The 16,494-nt window shown below is 64.8% G+C and carries 18 protein-coding genes; 7 read left to right on the plus strand and 11 right to left on the minus strand.

Annotated features, from left to right (window positions below; genetic code table 11):
* The 6 genes from P775_RS10085 to choV all read left to right on the plus strand — a co-directional run.
* Positions 1-468: ATP phosphoribosyltransferase regulatory subunit (locus P775_RS10085; RefSeq protein WP_180287398.1), on the plus strand; the 468-nt coding region annotated here is incomplete at its 5' end.
* A complete protein-coding gene (gene hisG / locus P775_RS10090) occupies positions 465-1,184 on the plus strand; it encodes an ATP phosphoribosyltransferase (protein WP_099910888.1) in 720 nt (239 codons plus the stop codon). The genes P775_RS10085 and hisG, both read left to right, overlap by 4 nt.
* Positions 1,185-1,323: 139 nt before the next feature.
* Entirely contained in the window at positions 1,324-1,917 is a 594-nt protein-coding gene (locus tag P775_RS10095; RefSeq protein ID WP_099910889.1) for a GNAT family N-acetyltransferase, read from the plus strand.
* 227 nt (positions 1,918-2,144) lie between these two features.
* Complete coding sequence (choX, locus tag P775_RS10100; protein WP_099910890.1) at positions 2,145-3,071, plus strand: choline ABC transporter substrate-binding protein; 927 nt, start codon at positions 2,145-2,147, stop codon at positions 3,069-3,071.
* A 303-nt stretch (positions 3,072-3,374) separates the two neighbouring features.
* On the plus strand, positions 3,375-4,208 hold the full coding sequence (gene choW / locus P775_RS10105) for a choline ABC transporter permease subunit (RefSeq protein WP_099910891.1): 834 nt from the start codon (positions 3,375-3,377) through the stop codon (positions 4,206-4,208).
* A complete protein-coding gene (gene choV / locus P775_RS10110; protein ID WP_099910892.1) occupies positions 4,205-5,227 on the plus strand; it encodes a choline ABC transporter ATP-binding protein in 1,023 nt (340 codons plus the stop codon). The genes choW and choV overlap by 4 nt, the downstream gene beginning before the upstream one ends.
* A gap of 51 nt (positions 5,228-5,278) precedes the next feature.
* Here choV and P775_RS29395 read toward each other — a convergent pair whose 3' ends face one another.
* The 4 genes from P775_RS29395 to P775_RS10125 form a co-directional block, all read right to left on the minus strand.
* On the minus strand, positions 5,279-5,404 hold the full coding sequence (locus P775_RS29395) for a hypothetical protein (protein WP_281256070.1): 126 nt from the start codon (positions 5,402-5,404) through the stop codon (positions 5,279-5,281).
* A 134-nt stretch (positions 5,405-5,538) separates the two neighbouring features.
* Positions 5,539-5,796 carry a hypothetical protein gene (locus P775_RS10115; protein WP_180287399.1) on the minus strand — a complete coding sequence of 86 codons (258 nt, stop codon included), beginning with the start codon at positions 5,794-5,796 and terminating at the stop codon, positions 5,539-5,541.
* Between the two features lie 61 nt (positions 5,797-5,857).
* On the minus strand, positions 5,858-6,532 hold the full coding sequence (locus P775_RS10120) for a type 1 glutamine amidotransferase domain-containing protein (RefSeq protein WP_099910893.1): 675 nt from the start codon (positions 6,530-6,532) through the stop codon (positions 5,858-5,860).
* 43 nt (positions 6,533-6,575) lie between these two features.
* The gene (locus P775_RS10125) at positions 6,576-7,607 is read right to left on the minus strand and encodes an NADP-dependent oxidoreductase (protein WP_099910894.1); all 1,032 of its coding nucleotides are present in this window, start codon (positions 7,605-7,607) and stop codon (positions 6,576-6,578) included.
* On the opposite strand from P775_RS10125, the gene P775_RS29400 reads away from it, so the two are divergent.
* On the plus strand, positions 7,606-7,728 hold the full coding sequence (locus tag P775_RS29400) for a hypothetical protein (RefSeq protein WP_281256071.1): 123 nt from the start codon (positions 7,606-7,608) through the stop codon (positions 7,726-7,728). The two genes, P775_RS10125 and P775_RS29400, sit on opposite strands and share 2 nt — an antisense overlap.
* Positions 7,729-8,049: 321 nt before the next feature.
* Here the strand turns inward: P775_RS29400 and P775_RS10135 are convergent, their stop codons facing one another.
* From P775_RS10135 to P775_RS10165, 7 genes are all read right to left on the minus strand, one after another.
* Positions 8,050-9,234, minus strand: a complete 1,185-nt coding sequence (locus tag P775_RS10135) for an acetate/propionate family kinase (protein ID WP_099910896.1) — start codon at positions 9,232-9,234, stop codon at positions 8,050-8,052.
* Positions 9,231-10,649, minus strand: coding sequence for a bifunctional enoyl-CoA hydratase/phosphate acetyltransferase (locus P775_RS10140; protein WP_218967659.1), 1,419 nt, complete (start codon positions 10,647-10,649; stop codon positions 9,231-9,233). The genes P775_RS10135 and P775_RS10140 overlap by 4 nt, the downstream gene beginning before the upstream one ends.
* Complete coding sequence (gene fabI / locus P775_RS10145; RefSeq protein WP_099910897.1) at positions 10,636-11,400, minus strand: enoyl-ACP reductase FabI; 765 nt, start codon at positions 11,398-11,400, stop codon at positions 10,636-10,638. The genes P775_RS10140 and fabI overlap by 14 nt, the downstream gene beginning before the upstream one ends.
* The gene (locus tag P775_RS10150; RefSeq protein ID WP_245875626.1) at positions 11,397-13,220 is read right to left on the minus strand and encodes a PHA/PHB synthase family protein; all 1,824 of its coding nucleotides are present in this window, start codon (positions 13,218-13,220) and stop codon (positions 11,397-11,399) included. Before P775_RS10150 ends, fabI begins: the two co-directional genes overlap by 4 nt.
* A 137-nt stretch (positions 13,221-13,357) precedes the next feature.
* The gene (locus P775_RS10155; RefSeq protein ID WP_099910898.1) at positions 13,358-14,197 is read right to left on the minus strand and encodes a F0F1 ATP synthase subunit gamma; all 840 of its coding nucleotides are present in this window, start codon (positions 14,195-14,197) and stop codon (positions 13,358-13,360) included.
* Positions 14,194-15,771 (minus strand): F0F1 ATP synthase subunit alpha, encoded by a 1,578-nt coding sequence (locus tag P775_RS10160; protein ID WP_099910899.1) that lies wholly within the window; start codon positions 15,769-15,771, stop codon positions 14,194-14,196. The genes P775_RS10155 and P775_RS10160 overlap by 4 nt, the downstream gene beginning before the upstream one ends.
* Positions 15,761-16,492 (minus strand): F0F1 ATP synthase subunit B, encoded by a 732-nt coding sequence (locus tag P775_RS10165; RefSeq protein WP_099910900.1) that lies wholly within the window; start codon positions 16,490-16,492, stop codon positions 15,761-15,763. Before P775_RS10165 ends, P775_RS10160 begins: the two co-directional genes overlap by 11 nt.
* Positions 16,493-16,494 lie beyond the last annotated feature (2 nt).

A 16,494-nucleotide genomic window follows, 5' to 3' on the forward strand; every position in this document is an offset into this window, starting at 1 on the left:
ATGATCGGGCTGCGCTCCGAGGAGGAAATCGCGGCGCGGATTGCCGCGTTGCGCGAGGATGCCGCTGAGCCGCCGCTGAGCGCCGGGCAGGTCGAGCTGATCGATTCGGTGCTCGCGGTGCGGGAAACCTGTGTCTTTGCGCTGGAGCATCTGCGCGACATCGCGGTGGATCTGCCCGCCATCGGTGATGCGGTCGAGCGATTCGCGCAGCGCTGTGAGGCACTGTCCGCGCGTGGGGTCGATGTGGCGACGCTGGATTTCGAGGCGTCTTACGGGCGCACCTCGATGGAATATTACGACGGCTTCGTCTTTGGCTTTTACCCCGAGGCGCGGCCCGATCTGCCGCCCGTGGCCACCGGCGGGCGCTATGATGCGCTGACCCAGCGGCTGGGGCAGGGCGCGTCGATCCCGGCGGTGGGCGGGGTGATCCGGCCCGATATCCTCTGCGCGATGGAGACAAAGCTATGAGCGTGAAGCTGGGGGTGCCGTCCAAGGGGCGGCTGATGGAAAAGACCTTCGAGTGGTTCGCCCAGCATGGCATCACGCTGAGCCGGACCGGGTCGGAGCGCGAATATGCCGGGGCGGTGGCGGGGGTGGAGGGCATCGACCTTGTGCTGTTGTCCGCCGGGGAAATCCCGCGCGAGCTGGCCGCCGGGCGCATTCATCTGGGGGTGACGGGCACTGATCTGATCCGCGAAAAGCTGGTGCAGTGGGATCAGAAGGTCGAAGAGGTGCGCGCGCTGGGGTTTGGCTTTGCTGACCTGATCGTTGCGGTGCCGCAGGCCTGGGTCGATGTGGACACGCTGGATGATCTGGATGCGGCGGCGGCGGCGTTCCGGGCCGAGCATGGATTCCGCCTGCGGATCGCGACCAAGTATCACCGGCTGACGCGGGAGTATCTGCGTTATGGCGGGGTGTCGGATTACCAGCTGGTCGATAGTCAGGGCGCGACCGAAGGCACGGTCAAGAACCTGACCGCCGAGGCCGTGGCCGACATCACGTCGAGCGGGGAGACGCTGCGGGCCAACCACCTCAAGATCCTGAGCGAGGAGCCGGTGTTGCGCTCGCAGGCGACGCTGTTCCGCAGCCGCACGGCGCCGCGCGATCCCGAGCACAATCGCGCGCTGATGGCGTTGTATGATGCGCTGGGGCTGGATGTGCGCAACCGTCAGAGTGCGGGCTGAGGTGATCGTGCGGGCCGCATTTGCGGCGTTGCGCTGGTGCGCTGGCACCGTTGCGCGCGGCCAGGTGATTTGGCCGGATGTGACAACCGGTGCGGGGTGTGTCGTGTCGGGCCTGAGACGTTTTTGAAAGAGAGAACAGATGATTGCGCCCATTACCTTTCGACCCGCCCGAAGCGGAGACTGCTCTGACCTTGCCGTGCTGAGCGATATGGCGTCGCGGCGTCTGGCCTCTGCCATGTGGGACCGGGCCGCCGGAGCGGGACAGTCCGGTCTGGAAATCGGGCGCGAGAAGATCCGGACCGATGTCGGACAGACGTTTCATTACACGCATTGGGTGGTGGCAGAGCGGGACGGTCAGCTGCTGGGCGGCATGAACAGCTGTCGTATTGCCAGGGTGTCCGGGACGAGCGCGCAGGCGGAGCTGCCTGAATTTTTGGTGCCGCTGAACGCGCTCAAGGCGGTTGCCGTGGGGACGTGGTACATTGCGACCGCCGCTGTGCTGCCCGAAGCGCGGGGACAGGGCGTTGGATCTGCGCTGCTGGCCAAGGCGGAAGAACTTGCGCGTGACGCGGGGTGCAGACAGCTGACCCTTATGGTGGGCAGTTTCAACGCGGGCGCGCATCGTCTGTATCTGCGCTGCGGGTTTCGCGAATGGGACCGGCGTGGCTTTGTGCCATTTGACCGGTCGGACCAGAGCGGCGAGTGGATTCTGATGGTTCGGGACCTGCCGTAGCGCGTTCTGAAGGCGCGCGGTTGGCCAGAGGGACGGGGGCGCGCAGATCCGGTTGACGCCCAAGCTGAAACGCCCGGGAATCCGGGGTGCGCGCATTGTATGCGCCGCCGCGATATCCTGCGGCTTTTGCGGGCTGTGACGGGGCGGTCAGGGCCCCGGCGGTTGCACTGGGCGCCAAATCAGCGCTAGTTCGCGGCAGAAATACAAAAACCAACCGGGAGAAGACCATGATCAAGACCGCCACAGGCGCCATCGCGCTGTCACTTGCTGCAAGTGCTGCTTTTGCCAATTGCGAAGAGGTGCGGTTTTCCGATGTCGGCTGGACCGATATCACCGCGACCACGGCGGCGGCGTCGGTTGTGCTCGAGGCGCTGGGGTATGAGACCGATACCAAGCTGTTGTCGGTGCCGGTGACCTATACCTCTATGGCGGCGGGGGATATCGACGTCTTCCTGGGCAACTGGATGCCGACGATGGAGGCTGATATCGCGCCCTATCGTGAGGCTGGCAGCGTGGACACCGTGCGCGCCAACCTTGAGGGCGCAAAGTACACGCTGGCGACCAATGCTGCCGGTGCGGCGCTGGGCATCGAGTCCTTTGCGAGCATTGCCGCACATGCGGATGCGCTGGACGGCAACATCTATGGCATCGAGCCGGGCAATGACGGCAACCGGCTGATCCTGGACATGATCGAGGCGGATGCCTTTGGGTTAAAGGATTTCGACGTCAAGGAAAGTTCGGAACAGGGGATGCTGGCGCAGGTGGAGCGCCTGTCCAACCGGGACGAGCCGATCGTGTTCCTTGGCTGGGAGCCGCATCCGATGAATGCGAACTATGATCTGACCTATCTGACCGGGGGGGATGATTATTTTGGTCCCGATCTGGGGGGTGCTACGGTCTATACCAACACCCGCGCGGGATATGTTGCGGAATGCCCGAACGTGGGCAAGTTGCTGAACAACATGGTCTTTTCTCTGGAGATGGAGAACGAGATCATGGGTGCGATCCTGGACGGGGGGCAGGACCCGAAAGAGGCGGCGGCGACCTGGATTGCGGCCAATTATGACGCGGTGATCCCGGTCTGGCTGGACGGCGTGACCATGCTGGACGGCACCGACGCGATGGCGGCGGCGCAGGAAAGCCTTGCCAACTGATTGATCGTTCAAGGCCTGCCCTTGAGCAGAGGGCAGGCCTGCCTTGCGGTCGTCGGTGTCTTTCAGAGGGGGATATGGTGACTGTCCGTCCTGGCGGAGCAGTGCCGCAGGTCGCTGGCCAGAGTTGCGAAAAAGGCGATTCTGCGAGCCAGTGACGTCTGAAGCCGGTGCATCAAGCCGCTTTATCTGGCCGAGAGACTGGCAGCGCTATTTGCAGAAGGCCGGAAATATTGCCCTTGTCCGGTAATCCGATTTGATCGGGCATCATAAAACACTTCATTTGAAACGACCAAGGGGACAGGCATGAACTGGCTGAGCGACAACAAGATCCCCATCGGGGACTGGGCCGAGGCGATCTTTGGCTGGCTGCAGAAAAACGGCGGCTGGTTCTTTGACGGCATGGCTGTCGCGATGGAGGGGCTGATTGCCGCGATCCTGTGGGTGTTGCAAACGCCGCCCGAATTGCTGGTGATTGCGGCCTTTGTGGCGCTGACATGGGTGATCCAGCGCGGCTGGAAGCTACCCCTGCTGATCGCCGTCGGGTTCTTGTTCATCGTCAATCAGGGTTATTGGGAGGAAACGACCGAAAGCCTGACGCTGGTGCTGTCGGCCTGTGTGGTCTGCATGGGCGTCGGCGTGCCCATCGGCATTGCGGTGGCGCACCGGCCCAAGCTTTATGCCTGGATGCGTCCGGTTCTGGACCTGATGCAGACGCTGCCGACCTTTGTCTATCTGATCCCGGCGATTGTGTTCTTTGGCATCGGCATGGTGCCGGGGCTGATCGCCACGGTGATCTTTGTGGTGCCCGCGCCGATCCGGCTGACGCATCTGGGCATTTCCAGCACGCCGACGGCGCTGCTGGAGGCGGCAGAGGCGTTTGGGGCAAAGCCAAGCCAGACCCTGTGGAAGATCGAGCTGCCCTATGCGCTGCCGCAGATCATGGCGGGGCTGAATCAGACGATCATGCTGTCGCTGTCGATGGTGGTGATTGCGGCGCTGGTGGGGGCAGATGGTCTGGGTGTGCCGGTGGTGCGCGCGCTGAACCGGGTCGATACGGGGCTGGGGTTTGAAAGTGGTTTCGTGATCGTGGTGGTCGCCATCATGCTGGACCGGATGCTGCGGGTGGGCGACAAATGAGCAAGGCCGTCATATTCGACAAGGTGTGCATCCTGTTCGGGTCATCCCCGGACAAGGCGCTGCCACTGGCCGATCAGGGCATGACCCGCAGCGAAATTCAGGCCCAGACCGATCAGGTGCTGGGCGTGCATGACTGCAGCCTTGAGGTGGAAGAGGGTGAGATCCTTGTCCTGATGGGGCTGTCGGGGTCGGGCAAGTCGACGTTGCTGCGCGCGGTCAACGGGCTGAACCCGGTGGTGCGCGGGTCGGTGTCGGTGAATGACGGTGGAGCGATGGTGAATGTCACCACCTGCACTGCCAAGGCGCTTCGGCGCATCCGCCAGAGCCGCGTTGCCATGGTGTTTCAGCAGTTCGGCCTGCTGCCCTGGCGCACGGTGGCGGAAAACGTCGGCTTTGGTCTGGAACTGGCCGGTGTGCCGGATCGCGAGCGCGCCGATAGGGTGGCGGCGCAGCTGGAACTGGTCGGCCTGTCGGAACGGGCCGGGGCGCGGGTGGCGGAACTGTCGGGGGGCATGCAACAGCGCGTTGGCCTGGCGCGCGCTTTTGCGACCGAGGCGCCGATCCTGCTGATGGACGAACCGTTTTCGGCGCTGGACCCGCTGATCCGCACGCGGCTGCAGGATGAGCTGCTGGAGCTGCAGGCCCGGCTGAAACGCACGATCATCTTTGTCAGCCACGATCTCGACGAGGCGTTCAAGCTGGGCGGGCGGATCGCGATCATGGAGGGCGGGCGCATCGTGCAATGCGGCACCCCGCGCGAGATCTTTTCCAACCCGACGTCGGAGTATGTGGCGGAATTTGTCGCCAACATGAACCCGCTGGGCGTGCTGACGGCGCGGGATGTGATGGTTGCCGGGTCTGGGGACGGCGCGGGGGATGGCGCTGAGGTCGATGCAGAGCTTGCCGTGCGGGATGTGATGCTGCGGCTGCGGGATCAGCCGGGCCTGACGGTCACCGCGCGAGGAGAGGCGATCGGGCGTGTGACAGCACAGAGCATTGTGGCGCGGCTGAGCCTTTAGCGCGACACGCTCTGGCAGGTGCCGACCGGTGCCCCGGGCGGCTGTGATGCCTCAGGTGAGGTGGTTGAGGTAGATGCCTGCGCCGACGCGGTTGCGGATCAGGCGCACGGCGCCCTGCCTCCCGGGCGTCGCTGACCAGCGTTTGGTGTCGCCCTGTTCGGCCTCCCAGACCGGCAAGACACGGCCCTGAGCGTCGCGGTCGCGGCCGAGCAGGTCCGAGATGGTGAGGGCGACATCGACCAGAGCGGTGGGGGCGTGTTTGATGCCGCCCCGGCCACCGGGGAATCCCAGATCATCACTGTCGACATCTCCTAGCCGTTTGGGGTGTCGTTCAGATCGGCCCAGAGCGCCTTGCCCAGCATCGCGCCGTCGATGACGAGGGCCAGCGCCTGATGAGCGCGCTTATCTTCCAGCGGACCGTCGGGGTGGAAGACCAGCATGTGGCTGTTGTCCAGCACGATGCGTTCGACCTTGAGATCGTCATAGCGTTCGACGGTGGCGATCTGGTCCGGCGGGATTTTGACGGAGGTGTCGTAAGCGCCCGAAACAAGGCCCGCGATACATGCCAAAACATCGGGTACCTTACGGAAGGTCTGGGCCATCCCACGTGGGACGGCCCAGAAAAGCGGTTCAGAGCAGGGCGAGCAGCTTGTGCGCTGCCTCTTCGGAGGAGGCGGGGTTCTGGCCGGTGACCAGCTTTCCATCCGTCACGACGAAGGATGCCCAATCGGCGCCTTTCTGGTAGGTGCCGCCATTGGATTTCAGCATATCCTCGACCAGGAAGGGGACGACCTTGGTCAGGCCGACGGCCTCTTCTTCGGTATTGGTGAAGCCGGTCACGGTCTTGCCCGAGACAAGCGGTTTGCCGTCCGTGCCCATCGTGTGGCGGAATACGCCCGGGGCGTGGCAGACCGCGCCGACGGGGCGGTCGGAAGCGGCAAAGGCTTCGATCAGGGCCTTGCTGTCGCCATCCTCGGCCAGATCCCAGAGCGGGCCGTGACCACCTGGGTAGAAGATCGCATCAAAGCCATCCGCCGAAACCGTGGACAGGACCGTTGTGTGGGCCAGATCCTTTTGCGCGGCATCATCGCCCTTGAAGCGTCTGGTTGCTTCGGTCTGGGCGTCGTCTGCGTCGCTTGAGGGATCCAGCGGCGGCTGACCGCCCTTGGGCGAGGCCAGAGTGACCTCGGCGCCTGCGTCCTTGAAGACGTAGTAAGGGGCGGCGAATTCTTCGAGCCAGAAGCCGGTCTTTTTGCCGGTATCGCCGAGCGTGTCATGCGATGTGAGAACCATGAGAATTTTCATCGGGGGTTTCCCTCTTTTATAGGTGTTTCAGATTTTTGATGCTTCAGGCGGTCAGCTTGACCACACGTTTGCCAAAGGCTTTGCCGTTCAGCAGGCCGACAAAGGCGGCGGGGGCCTGTTCCAGGCCTTCGATCACCTCTTCGCGGTACTTGATCTTGCCGTCGCGCACCCAATCGCCCATCTGCTTGGAAAACTCGGGGTAGAGATGGCCGAAATCTTCAAAGACGATAAAGCCACGGAGCGTCATGCGCTTGCGCAGCACCATACCCATCAGCAGGCTCAGCCGGTCAGGACCATCGGGCAGGGAGGTGGCGTTGTATTGCGAGATCACGCCACAGACCGGGATGCGGGCCGAGGTGTTGAGCAGCGGCATGACCGCATCGAACACCGCGCCGCCGACGTTTTCGAAATAGATGTCGATGCCGTCGGGCGCGGCGGCCTTCAGCGCGGCGGGAAAGCCGTCTGCCTTGTAATCCACGCAGGCGTCAAACCCGAGGGTGTCGACCACATGGGCGCATTTTTCCGCGCCGCCGGCGACGCCGACAACCCGCAGGCCAAGGATCTTGCCGATCTGGCCGACCGTGGCGCCGACCGGGCCGCTGGCGCCGGCAACCACAAGGGTTTCACCGGCTTTAGGTTGGCCGATCTGGGTCAGGCCGGTCCAGGCGGTCAGGCCCGGCATGCCCAGCACACCAAGCGCCCAGGATTTGTTTTCGGGATCCTTGCCCAAGTTGATCACGCCGGTGCCGTCTGACAGAGCGTAATCCTGCCAGCCGCCAAAGGCGACAACCCAGTCGTCCTTTTCAAAGCCCTTCACATCCGAGGACATGACTTGCGCCACCGTGCCGCCGACCATCGTCTGCCCGATTTCGACCGGGGCGGCGTAGGAGGGGGCGTCGCTCATCCGGCCGCGCATGTAGGGGTCGAGCGAGAGGTATTCGTTGCGCAGCAGCATCTGGCCCTTTCCGGGCGTTGGCAGGGCTTCGGTTTCGAGGCGCAGGGTGTTGTCGTCGGGTTCGCCCTTGGGGCGTTCGGCGAGGATGAACTTGCGGTTCTGGGTCTGGGACTGGGACATGGATCGGGTCCTTTCTTTCTGGTCGGACGGTGCGTCCGACAGTCTGTTGCGCGAAACCGGTTCGGGGTTCCGGATGCCACCGGGGCCGGTGATCGGCGGCGGCAGCGGGTCTGTCTGTTAGCTGTGGGCGCGCGGCGCGATTACAAGGCCTGCGTCCGGGGCCAAACGGTTGATCTGGCGGGGGCTTTTGGCTTGCGGTGTCTTTTCGTGATCCTGGGGCAGGGTGGGCGAGCGCCCGCATGCGCAGGGTGTCGGGTATTGGGTGCGCGGGTGTTTTTTCTGGTTCAAGATATTGTTATTAAAGGGATAAGTTTCACTTTTTGGGACGAGGTTATGGGGCGGAATGGAGATCGTGGCAGCGCGGGTCCGGCGAAACGATGCCGGGGCCGGGTCATGTTTCGACCAGGCTTTGCCGGTCCGGCGCGACCCTGCCGCGCCGGGGCTAACCACGGGTCAGGTCCTGCGTGGCGCGGGCGATGACCCCCTCTTCATCCGTCGGGATGACCAGCACATCGACCGCTGACGCCGCTGTGCTGATGAACCTCGCGTTGCGGATGTTGCCGTTTGGATCCAGCGTGATGCCCATCCAGTTGAGGCGGTCGCAGATCAGGCGGCGCACCAGTGCGGAGTTTTCGCCGATTCCTGCGGTGAAAATCAGCGCATCCAGCCCGCCGATGGCGGCGGCAAGGCCGGCGAGTTCGGCGGCGGCGCGAAAGCAGAACAGTTCTATCGCCTCGCGCGCTTCGGGGGCGATGCTGGCCTCTAGCGTGGCCATGTCATTGCTGAGGCCGGAGACCCCGAGCAGCCCGGAGTCGCTGTAGAGGAGGTGGGTGACTTCGGCTGTGCTGAGGTGCTTTTCCTCCATCAGATAGAGCACCACGCCGGGATCTAGCGCACCGCAGCGCTGGCCCATCATCAGCCCATCCAGAGCGGTGAAGCCCATGCTGGTGGCGACACTCTGGCGGTTCTTCATGGCGCACATGCTGGCGCCATTGCCCAGATGGGCGGCGATGACGCGCCCCCCCGCCCGGGTGCCCAGATGGGCGGGCAGGGTGCTGGCGATATAGTCATAGGACAGCCCGTGAAAGCCGTAGCGCAGGATGCCCGCATCGGACAGGGCGCGGGGCAGGGCAAACAGCTGGGCCAGCCGGTCCTGGGTGCGGTGAAAGCTCGTGTCGAAACAGGCGATCTGCGGCAGATCCGGGGCCGAGGCCGCAACGCAGCGGATCGCGGCAAGGTTGTGGGGCTGGTGCAGCGGGGCGAGCGGGACAAGTTTGTCCAGCTCTTCCAGCAGGGCATCACTGACACGCGCCGGGCCGGTTTGCCTGCGCCCGCCGTGCACCACGCGATGCCCGGCTGCGGTCAGGGTGACGCCGCCCCGGTGGGACTGGATCCAGTCCAGCAGGGCGGGGATCAGGTCAGCATGTGTGGCATCGGGCGGCAGTGGCATGCGTGCATCCTGCGGCAGCGGCTGTCCCGTTGCATCGCTGGCGGAAAACACCGGGCAGGTGGCGATGCCTGCAATCTTGCCCCGCAGGATCGCGGTGGGCTCGCCCTCGGCATGGGGATAGACCGCGAACTTGAGGCTGGACGATCCGGCGTTCAAAACCAGTACGGCATCGGTCATGGCAGCGGCTTTCGCTGATGGCTGATGAACAGCTGCGCCAGCGCGCAGGAGGCAAGCCGTGACATGGCGGTGTCGGCGCGGCTGGTCAGGATGATCGGCACCCGTGCGCCCAGCACGATGCCCGCCGCATCGGCGCCTGCCAGATAGATCAGCTGTTTCGCCATCATGTTCGCCGCCTCAAGGTCCGGTGCGACAAGGATATCGGCGATGCCCGCCACGTCCGACACGATCCCCTTGGCCTGCGCCGCGGCCGGAGAGATGGCGTTGTCAAAGGCCAGCGGCCCGTCGAGCAGGGCGCCGCTGATCTGGCCGCGATCCGCCATCTTGCACAGCGCCGCCGCGTCCAGCGTCGAAGGCATGCGCGGGTTCACCATTTCGACCGCCGAAAGGATCGCGACCTTTGGCAGTGTGATCCCCAAAGCGAGCGCAAGGTCGATGGCGTTCTGTACGATGTCGCGTTTGATGGCGAGGTCGGGGGCGATGTTGATTGCCGCATCGGTCATCAGCAGCGGTTTGGGATAGGTCGGCACGTCGAGCACGTAGACATGGCTCATCCGGCGTTCGGTGCGCAGGCCAAGGGTTGCGTGGACCACGGCCTCCATCAGCTCATCCGTATGAAGCGAGCCTTTCATCAGCGCGGCGACCTTGCCTGCGCGCACGAGGGCCACGGCAGCAGCAGCAGCGGCGTGGCTGTGCGGGGCATCGATCAGTTCGATTCCGTCAAGGGAAAGCCCGGCCTCGGTCGCGGCGGCGGTGATCCTGGCCCTTGGGCCGACGAGGACCGGGATGATCATGCCCTGCTGTCCGGCGTCCAGCGCGCCGGTCAGGGACAGCGCGTCGCAGGGATGCACGACCGCGGTACGGATGGGGTCGAGCCCACCGGTCTGTGCGATCAGCTTGGTGTATTGCGCGGCCCTGACATGCAGATGCACCTCTGGCAGGATCACGCGGGGGCGGCGGACCTTGTCGCGGGGGGCAATGACGTGCGCCTCGCCCTCGATCACCAGGGTGCCGTCCTGATTGATACAGGTGCAGGCAAGCGTCAGCCGGCCCTTGGGTTGTTTTTCGCGTACCTCGACCCGCACGGTGACCGTATCGCCCAGCCCCACGGGGGCCGAGAATTTCAGGCTCTGGTTCAGAAAGATCGTGCCGGGGCCGGGCAGTTCGGTGCCCAGTACCGCCGAGATCAGCGCGCCGCCCCACATGCCATGGGCGATGATGCCGTGGAACATGTCGGTCTTGGCATAATCTGCATCCACATGTGCGGGGTTCACATCGCCGGACATCACCGCGAAAAGTTCGATGTCCTGCGGTTTCAGGGTGCGGATCAGTTCGGCATGATCGCCGACCGAGATTTCGCCGTAGGTCTTGTTTTCGATGAACTGCATCGGGGCTGCGGGATCAGGCGCGGACATGCAGGCCTCCGTCAACATAGGTGATATCACCGGAGATGCTGCGCGCGCCGTCGCTGACCAGCATGGCGGCGACGTTTCCGACATCCTGAATCGTCACAAGGGACTGTTGCGGGGCGCGCAGGCGGGCGGCGTCGATCAGGTCGTCAAAATGCGCGATTCCGGATCCGGCGCGGGTCGCCAGAGGCCCCGGAGAGAGGGCGTTGACGCGGATCTGTTTCGGCCCGAGTTCGACGGCGAGGGCGCGCATCGTGCCCTCGAGTGCGGCCTTGACCGGGCCCATGATGTTGTAGTGATCGACAACCTTTTCACCTCCATAATAGGTCATGGTCAGGATCGTGCCGCCGTCTGTCATCAGCGGTTCGGCAAGCCGGGCCATGCGGATCAGCGAATGGACGGAGATATCCATGGCGCGGGCAAAGCCGTCGCGCGACACATCCGTTACCCGCCCGTGCAGATCATCTGCGGGGCAATAAGCGATGGAATGCACGAGGATATCCAACCGCCCCCAGCGGTCCCTGATCGCGTCGAACACCGCTTCCATCTCGCCCTCTGCCTCGACATCGAGCGGCAAGAGTAGTTTGGCGCCGATGGCATCGGCAACGGGCTGGGCATAGGCTTTGGCCTTGTTATTCACATAGGTCAGCGCGACCTCGGCCCCGGCATCGGCAAAGGCCTGCGCGCAGCCGGTGGCGATGGAATGGCTGTTTGCGACACCCACGACCAGCGCAACCTTGTTTTGAAGAGTGTTCATGTCATCCTCACGTAGGTTCCGGGGGCATCGCAGAGGGCTTTGTAGCTGCCGGAGCGCGCGCCCATATGCGGTGGCGGCACAGCCGTGCCCGAATGTTTGCCAAGCCAAGCGGCAAAGTCGCTCCACCAGGAGCCGTCCTTTGGGGCGGTTGCCGCCAGCCATTCGTCCGGATCGCGGTAGGCGGCGTTGGCGGCGGTGTGGGCAATGCGGAAATGGCGGTGCGCATGGCCGGGTTCGGACACGATGCCGGCATTGTGCCCGCCGCTGGTCAGCACAAAGGTCACGTCGGTGTCGGAAAACAGGTGCATCTTGTAGACCGAATGCCAGGGCGCGACATGGTCTTGTTCGGTTCCGACGGCAAAGACCGGCGCGCGGATGTCCGTTACGGCAATGGCCTTGCCGCCGACGTGGTAGCGCCCCTCGGCCAGATCGTTGTTCAGGAAGAGCTGGCGCAGGTATTGCGAATGCATCCGTGCGGGCATGCGTGTGGCATCGGCGTTCCAGGCCATGAGGTCAAAAGAATCGCTGCGTTCGCCCAGCAGGTAGTCGCGAATGATCGGTGCCCAGATCAGATCACGGGCGCGCAGCAGGGCAAAGGCCCCGGCCATCTGATCGGAGGAGAGATAGCCCTGTGCCTGCATCATATCCTCGATCAGCGTGACCTCTGAGTCGTTGATGAACAGGCGCAATGGGCCGGCTTCGGTGAAATCGACCTGCGCGGCCAGCAGGGTGACGGTGGCCAGCCGGTCATCGCCGTCACGCCCCATGGTGGCGGCTGCAATCGACAGCAGCGTGCCGCCAAGGCAATAGCCGACGGCATGGATCCGGGGTGCGCCGGTGATCGCCTGCACGGCATCGACGGCGGCCATGACGCCAAGCTGGCGGTAATCCTCCATGCTGAGGTCGCGGTCGCTGGCATCGGGGTTTTTCCAGGACACCATGAAGACGGTATACCCTTGTGCCACAAGGAAGCGGACCAGAGAGTTTTGCGCTGAGAGGTCGAGGATGTAGTATTTCATGATCCAGGCGGGCACGATCAGGATCGGTTCGGGATGCACCTCGCCGGTTGTCGGGGCGTATTGGATCAGCTCGATCAGATCGTTTCGCAACACGACCTTACCGGGGGTGGTGGCGAGGTTGCGCCCGACCTCAAAAGGTTGCGGGCCGTCTGCCGGTGCGTTTGCGTTCTTGCGGGCGATATCCTGCGCCAGATGCTGCGCGCCGCGCACGAGGTTCTGGCCGTTTTCAGCGCGGGTGGCGGCGATCACATCGGGATTGGTCAGGGGCGAATTCGACGGTGCGGATATGTCGGTGATCAGCCCGGCAGTGAAGGCCATGAGATCCTCATGTGCGGGGGCGACGCCATGCACGCCGGTCGTGGCATCCTGCCACCACTGCCAGCCGCGCAGATGCGCCTGCGACAGCACGTTGAACGGGTAGGCCTGCCAGGCCTCACTTTTAAAGCGCCGGTCATTTGGTGCCTCTGGCTGGGTGATGCCGAGGCTTTGCGACCAGAGCGCCTGTGCGTTCTGCAGCGCCTGTTCCATCAGATGCGCCTGCTTGCCCGGAGAGACGGCCAGATGTACGGCCCAGTCCATCCATGCCTCGCCCAGAACCGAAGGCGAGAGGCCCGAGGTCGCCTTTGCCAGGCTGGCATGCACCATGCGGTCCAGTGTCTCATAGGCGCTTTGCGGCGTGGGTTCGGCCGGGAGCGATGCAGATTCGGCCGCAGGCGGCTTGGGCACGGTTGCGATTGCGGTGCCGGTCGTCATGGCGGTGCGACCGGTAGCGCGTGGGGTCCGCTTGGGGTGGTCCGACATGGAATCTCCTTCGGTGGATGGCATGGGATACCCATCCGTTGCGAGAATGCTAGCGCCCGCGCCGCAGCGCGGCATTGATCTGGGTCAGTGCGCCAAGAGCAATGCGGATTTTGCGATCCCGACTCGGGTGTGGGTCTTCAGCGGGTGCCGTTGGCCGATGCGGCCCCGGTGCCCAGTTCGATGATTTCGGCTGTGATCGCCTCTTGTCGCACGCGGCGCAGGGTGGCCTGAAAGGTTTCAAGCTCGCGCGCGATCTGACTGCCGGCGGCGGTCATCGCTTCCATCCGCGCCTCATTTTCGGCGGCAAAGGCGTGGAGCGCGGCCTTGCAGACCTGCGCATGGAAATAATCCTGCCCCAGCGCGTCGATCAGGGTGGCTTCGGGCAGCTGCATCAGCGGGCGGTCACCGGCGGCGGCGGGCAGATCGCCCAGATTGATCGGAAAGAGGTTTTGACGCACAAGGCCGGGCCGCCCGGATGTCCAGCTGGTAAAGACCACATCCAGCCGGGTGATGCGCCCGCGGGCGACGGCGCTGTAGATCGCGGTGGTGATCGCATCCGCCAGTTTCGGAATGCCCGGCGTGTGCGAAGGCAGGGAAGCGTGCCACCCCGGGGTGAGGCCGCGCGCGACGGCGACGGACAGCCCCCGTGTGCCGATCAGGAACAGGGTATCGGGGGTGGGATCCGCGCCGAGGCTGTCAAGCACCCGTTCGCTGAAAGCCCCGGCAAAGCCCTGTTCGGCGCAGAACATCAGCAGGCCGGTTGTGCCCTTTGCATCGTGCGGTGCGGTTGCCCCATCGGGTCTGAGCACACGCGCCATGGCGGCGGCGATGGTTGCGGCATAGGTGTCCACCGCGCCCACCTGCGTGCGGGCCACATGGGCGCGGGCGGCGGCGATGCCTTTCATCGCGTTGACCACGGCGCCCAGCTGGCGGATGCCGTCGATGCGCGCGCTGATATCGGCCAGCCGTTCGGTCATGGTCTGGCTTCTTGCGTGTCTGCAGCCCTTTCTGTGGCGCTTTCTGTGGCCGTGTCGCGCGGGCTGTCCTTGCCAAGAGAGGCGGCGAGGGCCGCGAGTGCGTCCATCAGGCCCTTGCGCGTTTCTTCATCAAGCTCCCCCGTCTTTGCCAGCGTGGTGAGGGCTGTGGCGGCATCCCGGTCCAGCGCGGCGGGCAGCGCGGCGCGAAAGGCCGTAACGGCGGTCAGCGGCAGCGGGTCGAGCAGGCCGGATTGCACGGCGAGCATCAGCGCCACCTCGTCCACCAGACGCATGGGGACATGCTGGTTCTGGCGCAGCGCCTCTCTGATCCGCGCGCCGCGTGTCAGTTGCTGGCGCACGCGGCCATCGGGCATGCCGCCGAACCGGGTGAAAACCTCAAGCTCCAAGAACTGCGCATAGTCGAGCCGGAGCGTGCCTGCCGCCTTGCGCAACACGGGCGCCTGAGTCTTGCCCCCCACGCGGCTGACGGACAGGCCGACATCGACGCTGGGTTTCTGGCCCTGATGGAACAGGGCGGCGTCGAGCACGATCTGCCCGTCGGTGATCGAGATCAGGTTGGTCGGGATATAGGCCGAGAGGTTCCCGGCCACGGTTTCGGCAATCGGCAGGGCGGTCAGGGATCCCCCGCCGCGCGCCGGGGACAGTTTTGCGGCGCGTTCCAGAAGGCGGGCGTGGATATAGAAGACATCGCCGGGATAGGCCTCGCGGCCCGGGGACTGACGAGTCAGCAGGGCGATTTCGCGGTGGGTGGCGGCGTGTTTGGACAGATCGTCGATCACGATCAGCGCATGCTGGCCCTTGTCGCGGAAATATTCGGCCATGGTCATGCCGGCATAGGGCGCGATCCATTGCAGACCGGGCGCGCTGGCCGCCCCTGCGACCAGCACGATGCAGCGCGCGAACTTGCCCTGCGCCTGCAGCGCATCCACGGCGCTGCGCACACTGGAGGTTTTCTGCCCGACAGCGACGTAGATGCAGATCATGTCGCTGTCGCGCTGGGCAATCAGGCTGTCGATGGCCAGCGTCGTCTTGCCGGTGGAATGATCCCCCACGATCAGTTCGCGCTGGCCCCGGCCCAGGGCGAACAACGTGTCGACAACGACAACGCCGGTCTGCACCGGTTCGGTCACCAGATCACGTTCGATGATCGACGGGGCGGGGCGTTCGATGGGCAGGTGGTTTTGCGCCTTGATCACCCCCTTGCCATCGAGCGGGCGGCCCAGCGGATCGACGATGCGGCCCAGCAGTGCTTCGCCCACCGGGACATTGACGACCTCGCCGGTGCCAAAGACCGCATCGCCCGCTTCGACCTTTGTGGCGGCGTCCAGCAGCACGCAGCCGATCAGATCGGGGTCGAGCACGCGGGCAAAGCCGACCTGACCGCCCTGAAAGCGCAGCACCTCGTCCAGACGGACGTCGCGCAGGCCAGAGATCATCGCGACGCCGTCGCCGATTTCCTCGACCCGGCCGCGCTGTTCGGCGCGGGGACCAAGGGTGGCGTCGCGCAGGGCGGCGCGGGCGGTTGCGGCCCAGTCAGCGGTGTCATGCGGCATGTTTCACCGCCTTTCGGACCTGCGATAGATCCGCCTGCCAGCTGTTGTGCAGCACAAAATGCGCGCTGCGCAGTTCCACACCGGCGATCAGGTCGGGGTCGGTCACGAAGTGCAGGGCAACGTCGCCAAGAGAGTCGCGGATGGTCTTTTCCATCACCGCCTTTTCGGCGCCGGGATCGGTGGGGGTGGCAATCCGGACCCCGTTGGGATCGGTTTTCAGCGCGGCGCGGTCGGCGGCGGGCATCTCTGCGATGCTCAGCAGCAACTGAGACAGAAAGGCGGCCTGCACGGTGGGGCTGTTGAGCTGGCCCAGAAGCCGCGTTGCGATGTCGAGCGACAGATCGGTGGCTTGCGCCGCATTGGCCTTGCGCGCGGTCTCTGTCTCAGTCGCGATTTCGGTTTTGGCGGCGGCGAGCAGCGCGTCGGCCTTTGCCTGCGCGTCGGCCAGCGTCGCGCTGGTTGCGGCTTCTGCCTCTTTGCGCGCGGCAACTAGCACGGCAGTGCGTTCGGAGGAGATGTCGGCGCGGGTCTGTGTCACTTCGGCCAAGGCGGCATCTGCCTTGGCCTGCGTGGCTTTGGCCGTATTTATCAGGGTGAGGGCGGTGTCCTGACGTGTGGCGATGGCCGCGGCGACCGGGCGCCAGAACAGGCGCGACAGCAGCCAGACCAGGATCAGCACGTTGACGGCCTGCAGCCCCAGCCCCCAGAAGTCGATTGTCATGT

Origin of the sequence: Puniceibacterium antarcticum (assembly GCF_002760615.1) — a bacterium.
In the GTDB taxonomy this organism is placed as follows: domain Bacteria; phylum Pseudomonadota; class Alphaproteobacteria; order Rhodobacterales; family Rhodobacteraceae; genus Puniceibacterium; species Puniceibacterium antarcticum.

Excerpts from the sequence above, each read along its gene's own strand:
- hisG (WP_099910888.1), top strand. The coding sequence starts at position 465 with ATGAGCGTGAAGCTGGGGGTGCCGTCCAAGGGGCGGCTGATGGAAAAG.
- P775_RS10095 (WP_099910889.1), top strand. The coding sequence starts at position 1,324 with ATGATTGCGCCCATTACCTTTCGACCCGCCCGAAGCGGAGACTGCTCT.
- choX (WP_099910890.1), top strand. The coding sequence starts at position 2,145 with ATGATCAAGACCGCCACAGGCGCCATCGCGCTGTCACTTGCTGCAAGT.
- choW (WP_099910891.1), top strand. The coding sequence starts at position 3,375 with ATGAACTGGCTGAGCGACAACAAGATCCCCATCGGGGACTGGGCCGAG.
- choV (WP_099910892.1), top strand. The coding sequence starts at position 4,205 with ATGAGCAAGGCCGTCATATTCGACAAGGTGTGCATCCTGTTCGGGTCA.
- P775_RS10120 (WP_099910893.1), bottom strand. The coding sequence starts at position 6,532 with ATGAAAATTCTCATGGTTCTCACATCGCATGACACGCTCGGCGATACC.
- P775_RS29400 (WP_281256071.1), top strand. The coding sequence starts at position 7,606 with ATGGATCGGGTCCTTTCTTTCTGGTCGGACGGTGCGTCCGACAGTCTG.
- P775_RS10125 (WP_099910894.1), bottom strand. The coding sequence starts at position 7,607 with ATGTCCCAGTCCCAGACCCAGAACCGCAAGTTCATCCTCGCCGAACGC.
- P775_RS10135 (WP_099910896.1), bottom strand. The coding sequence starts at position 9,234 with ATGACCGATGCCGTACTGGTTTTGAACGCCGGATCGTCCAGCCTCAAG.
- P775_RS10140 (WP_218967659.1), bottom strand. The coding sequence starts at position 10,649 with ATGTCCGCGCCTGATCCCGCAGCCCCGATGCAGTTCATCGAAAACAAG.
- fabI (WP_099910897.1), bottom strand. The coding sequence starts at position 11,400 with ATGAACACTCTTCAAAACAAGGTTGCGCTGGTCGTGGGTGTCGCAAAC.
- P775_RS10150 (WP_245875626.1), bottom strand. The coding sequence starts at position 13,220 with ATGTCGGACCACCCCAAGCGGACCCCACGCGCTACCGGTCGCACCGCC.
- P775_RS10155 (WP_099910898.1), bottom strand. The coding sequence starts at position 14,197 with ATGACCGAACGGCTGGCCGATATCAGCGCGCGCATCGACGGCATCCGC.
- P775_RS10160 (WP_099910899.1), bottom strand. The coding sequence starts at position 15,771 with ATGCCGCATGACACCGCTGACTGGGCCGCAACCGCCCGCGCCGCCCTG.
- P775_RS10165 (WP_099910900.1), bottom strand. The coding sequence starts at position 16,492 with ATGACAATCGACTTCTGGGGGCTGGGGCTGCAGGCCGTCAACGTGCTG.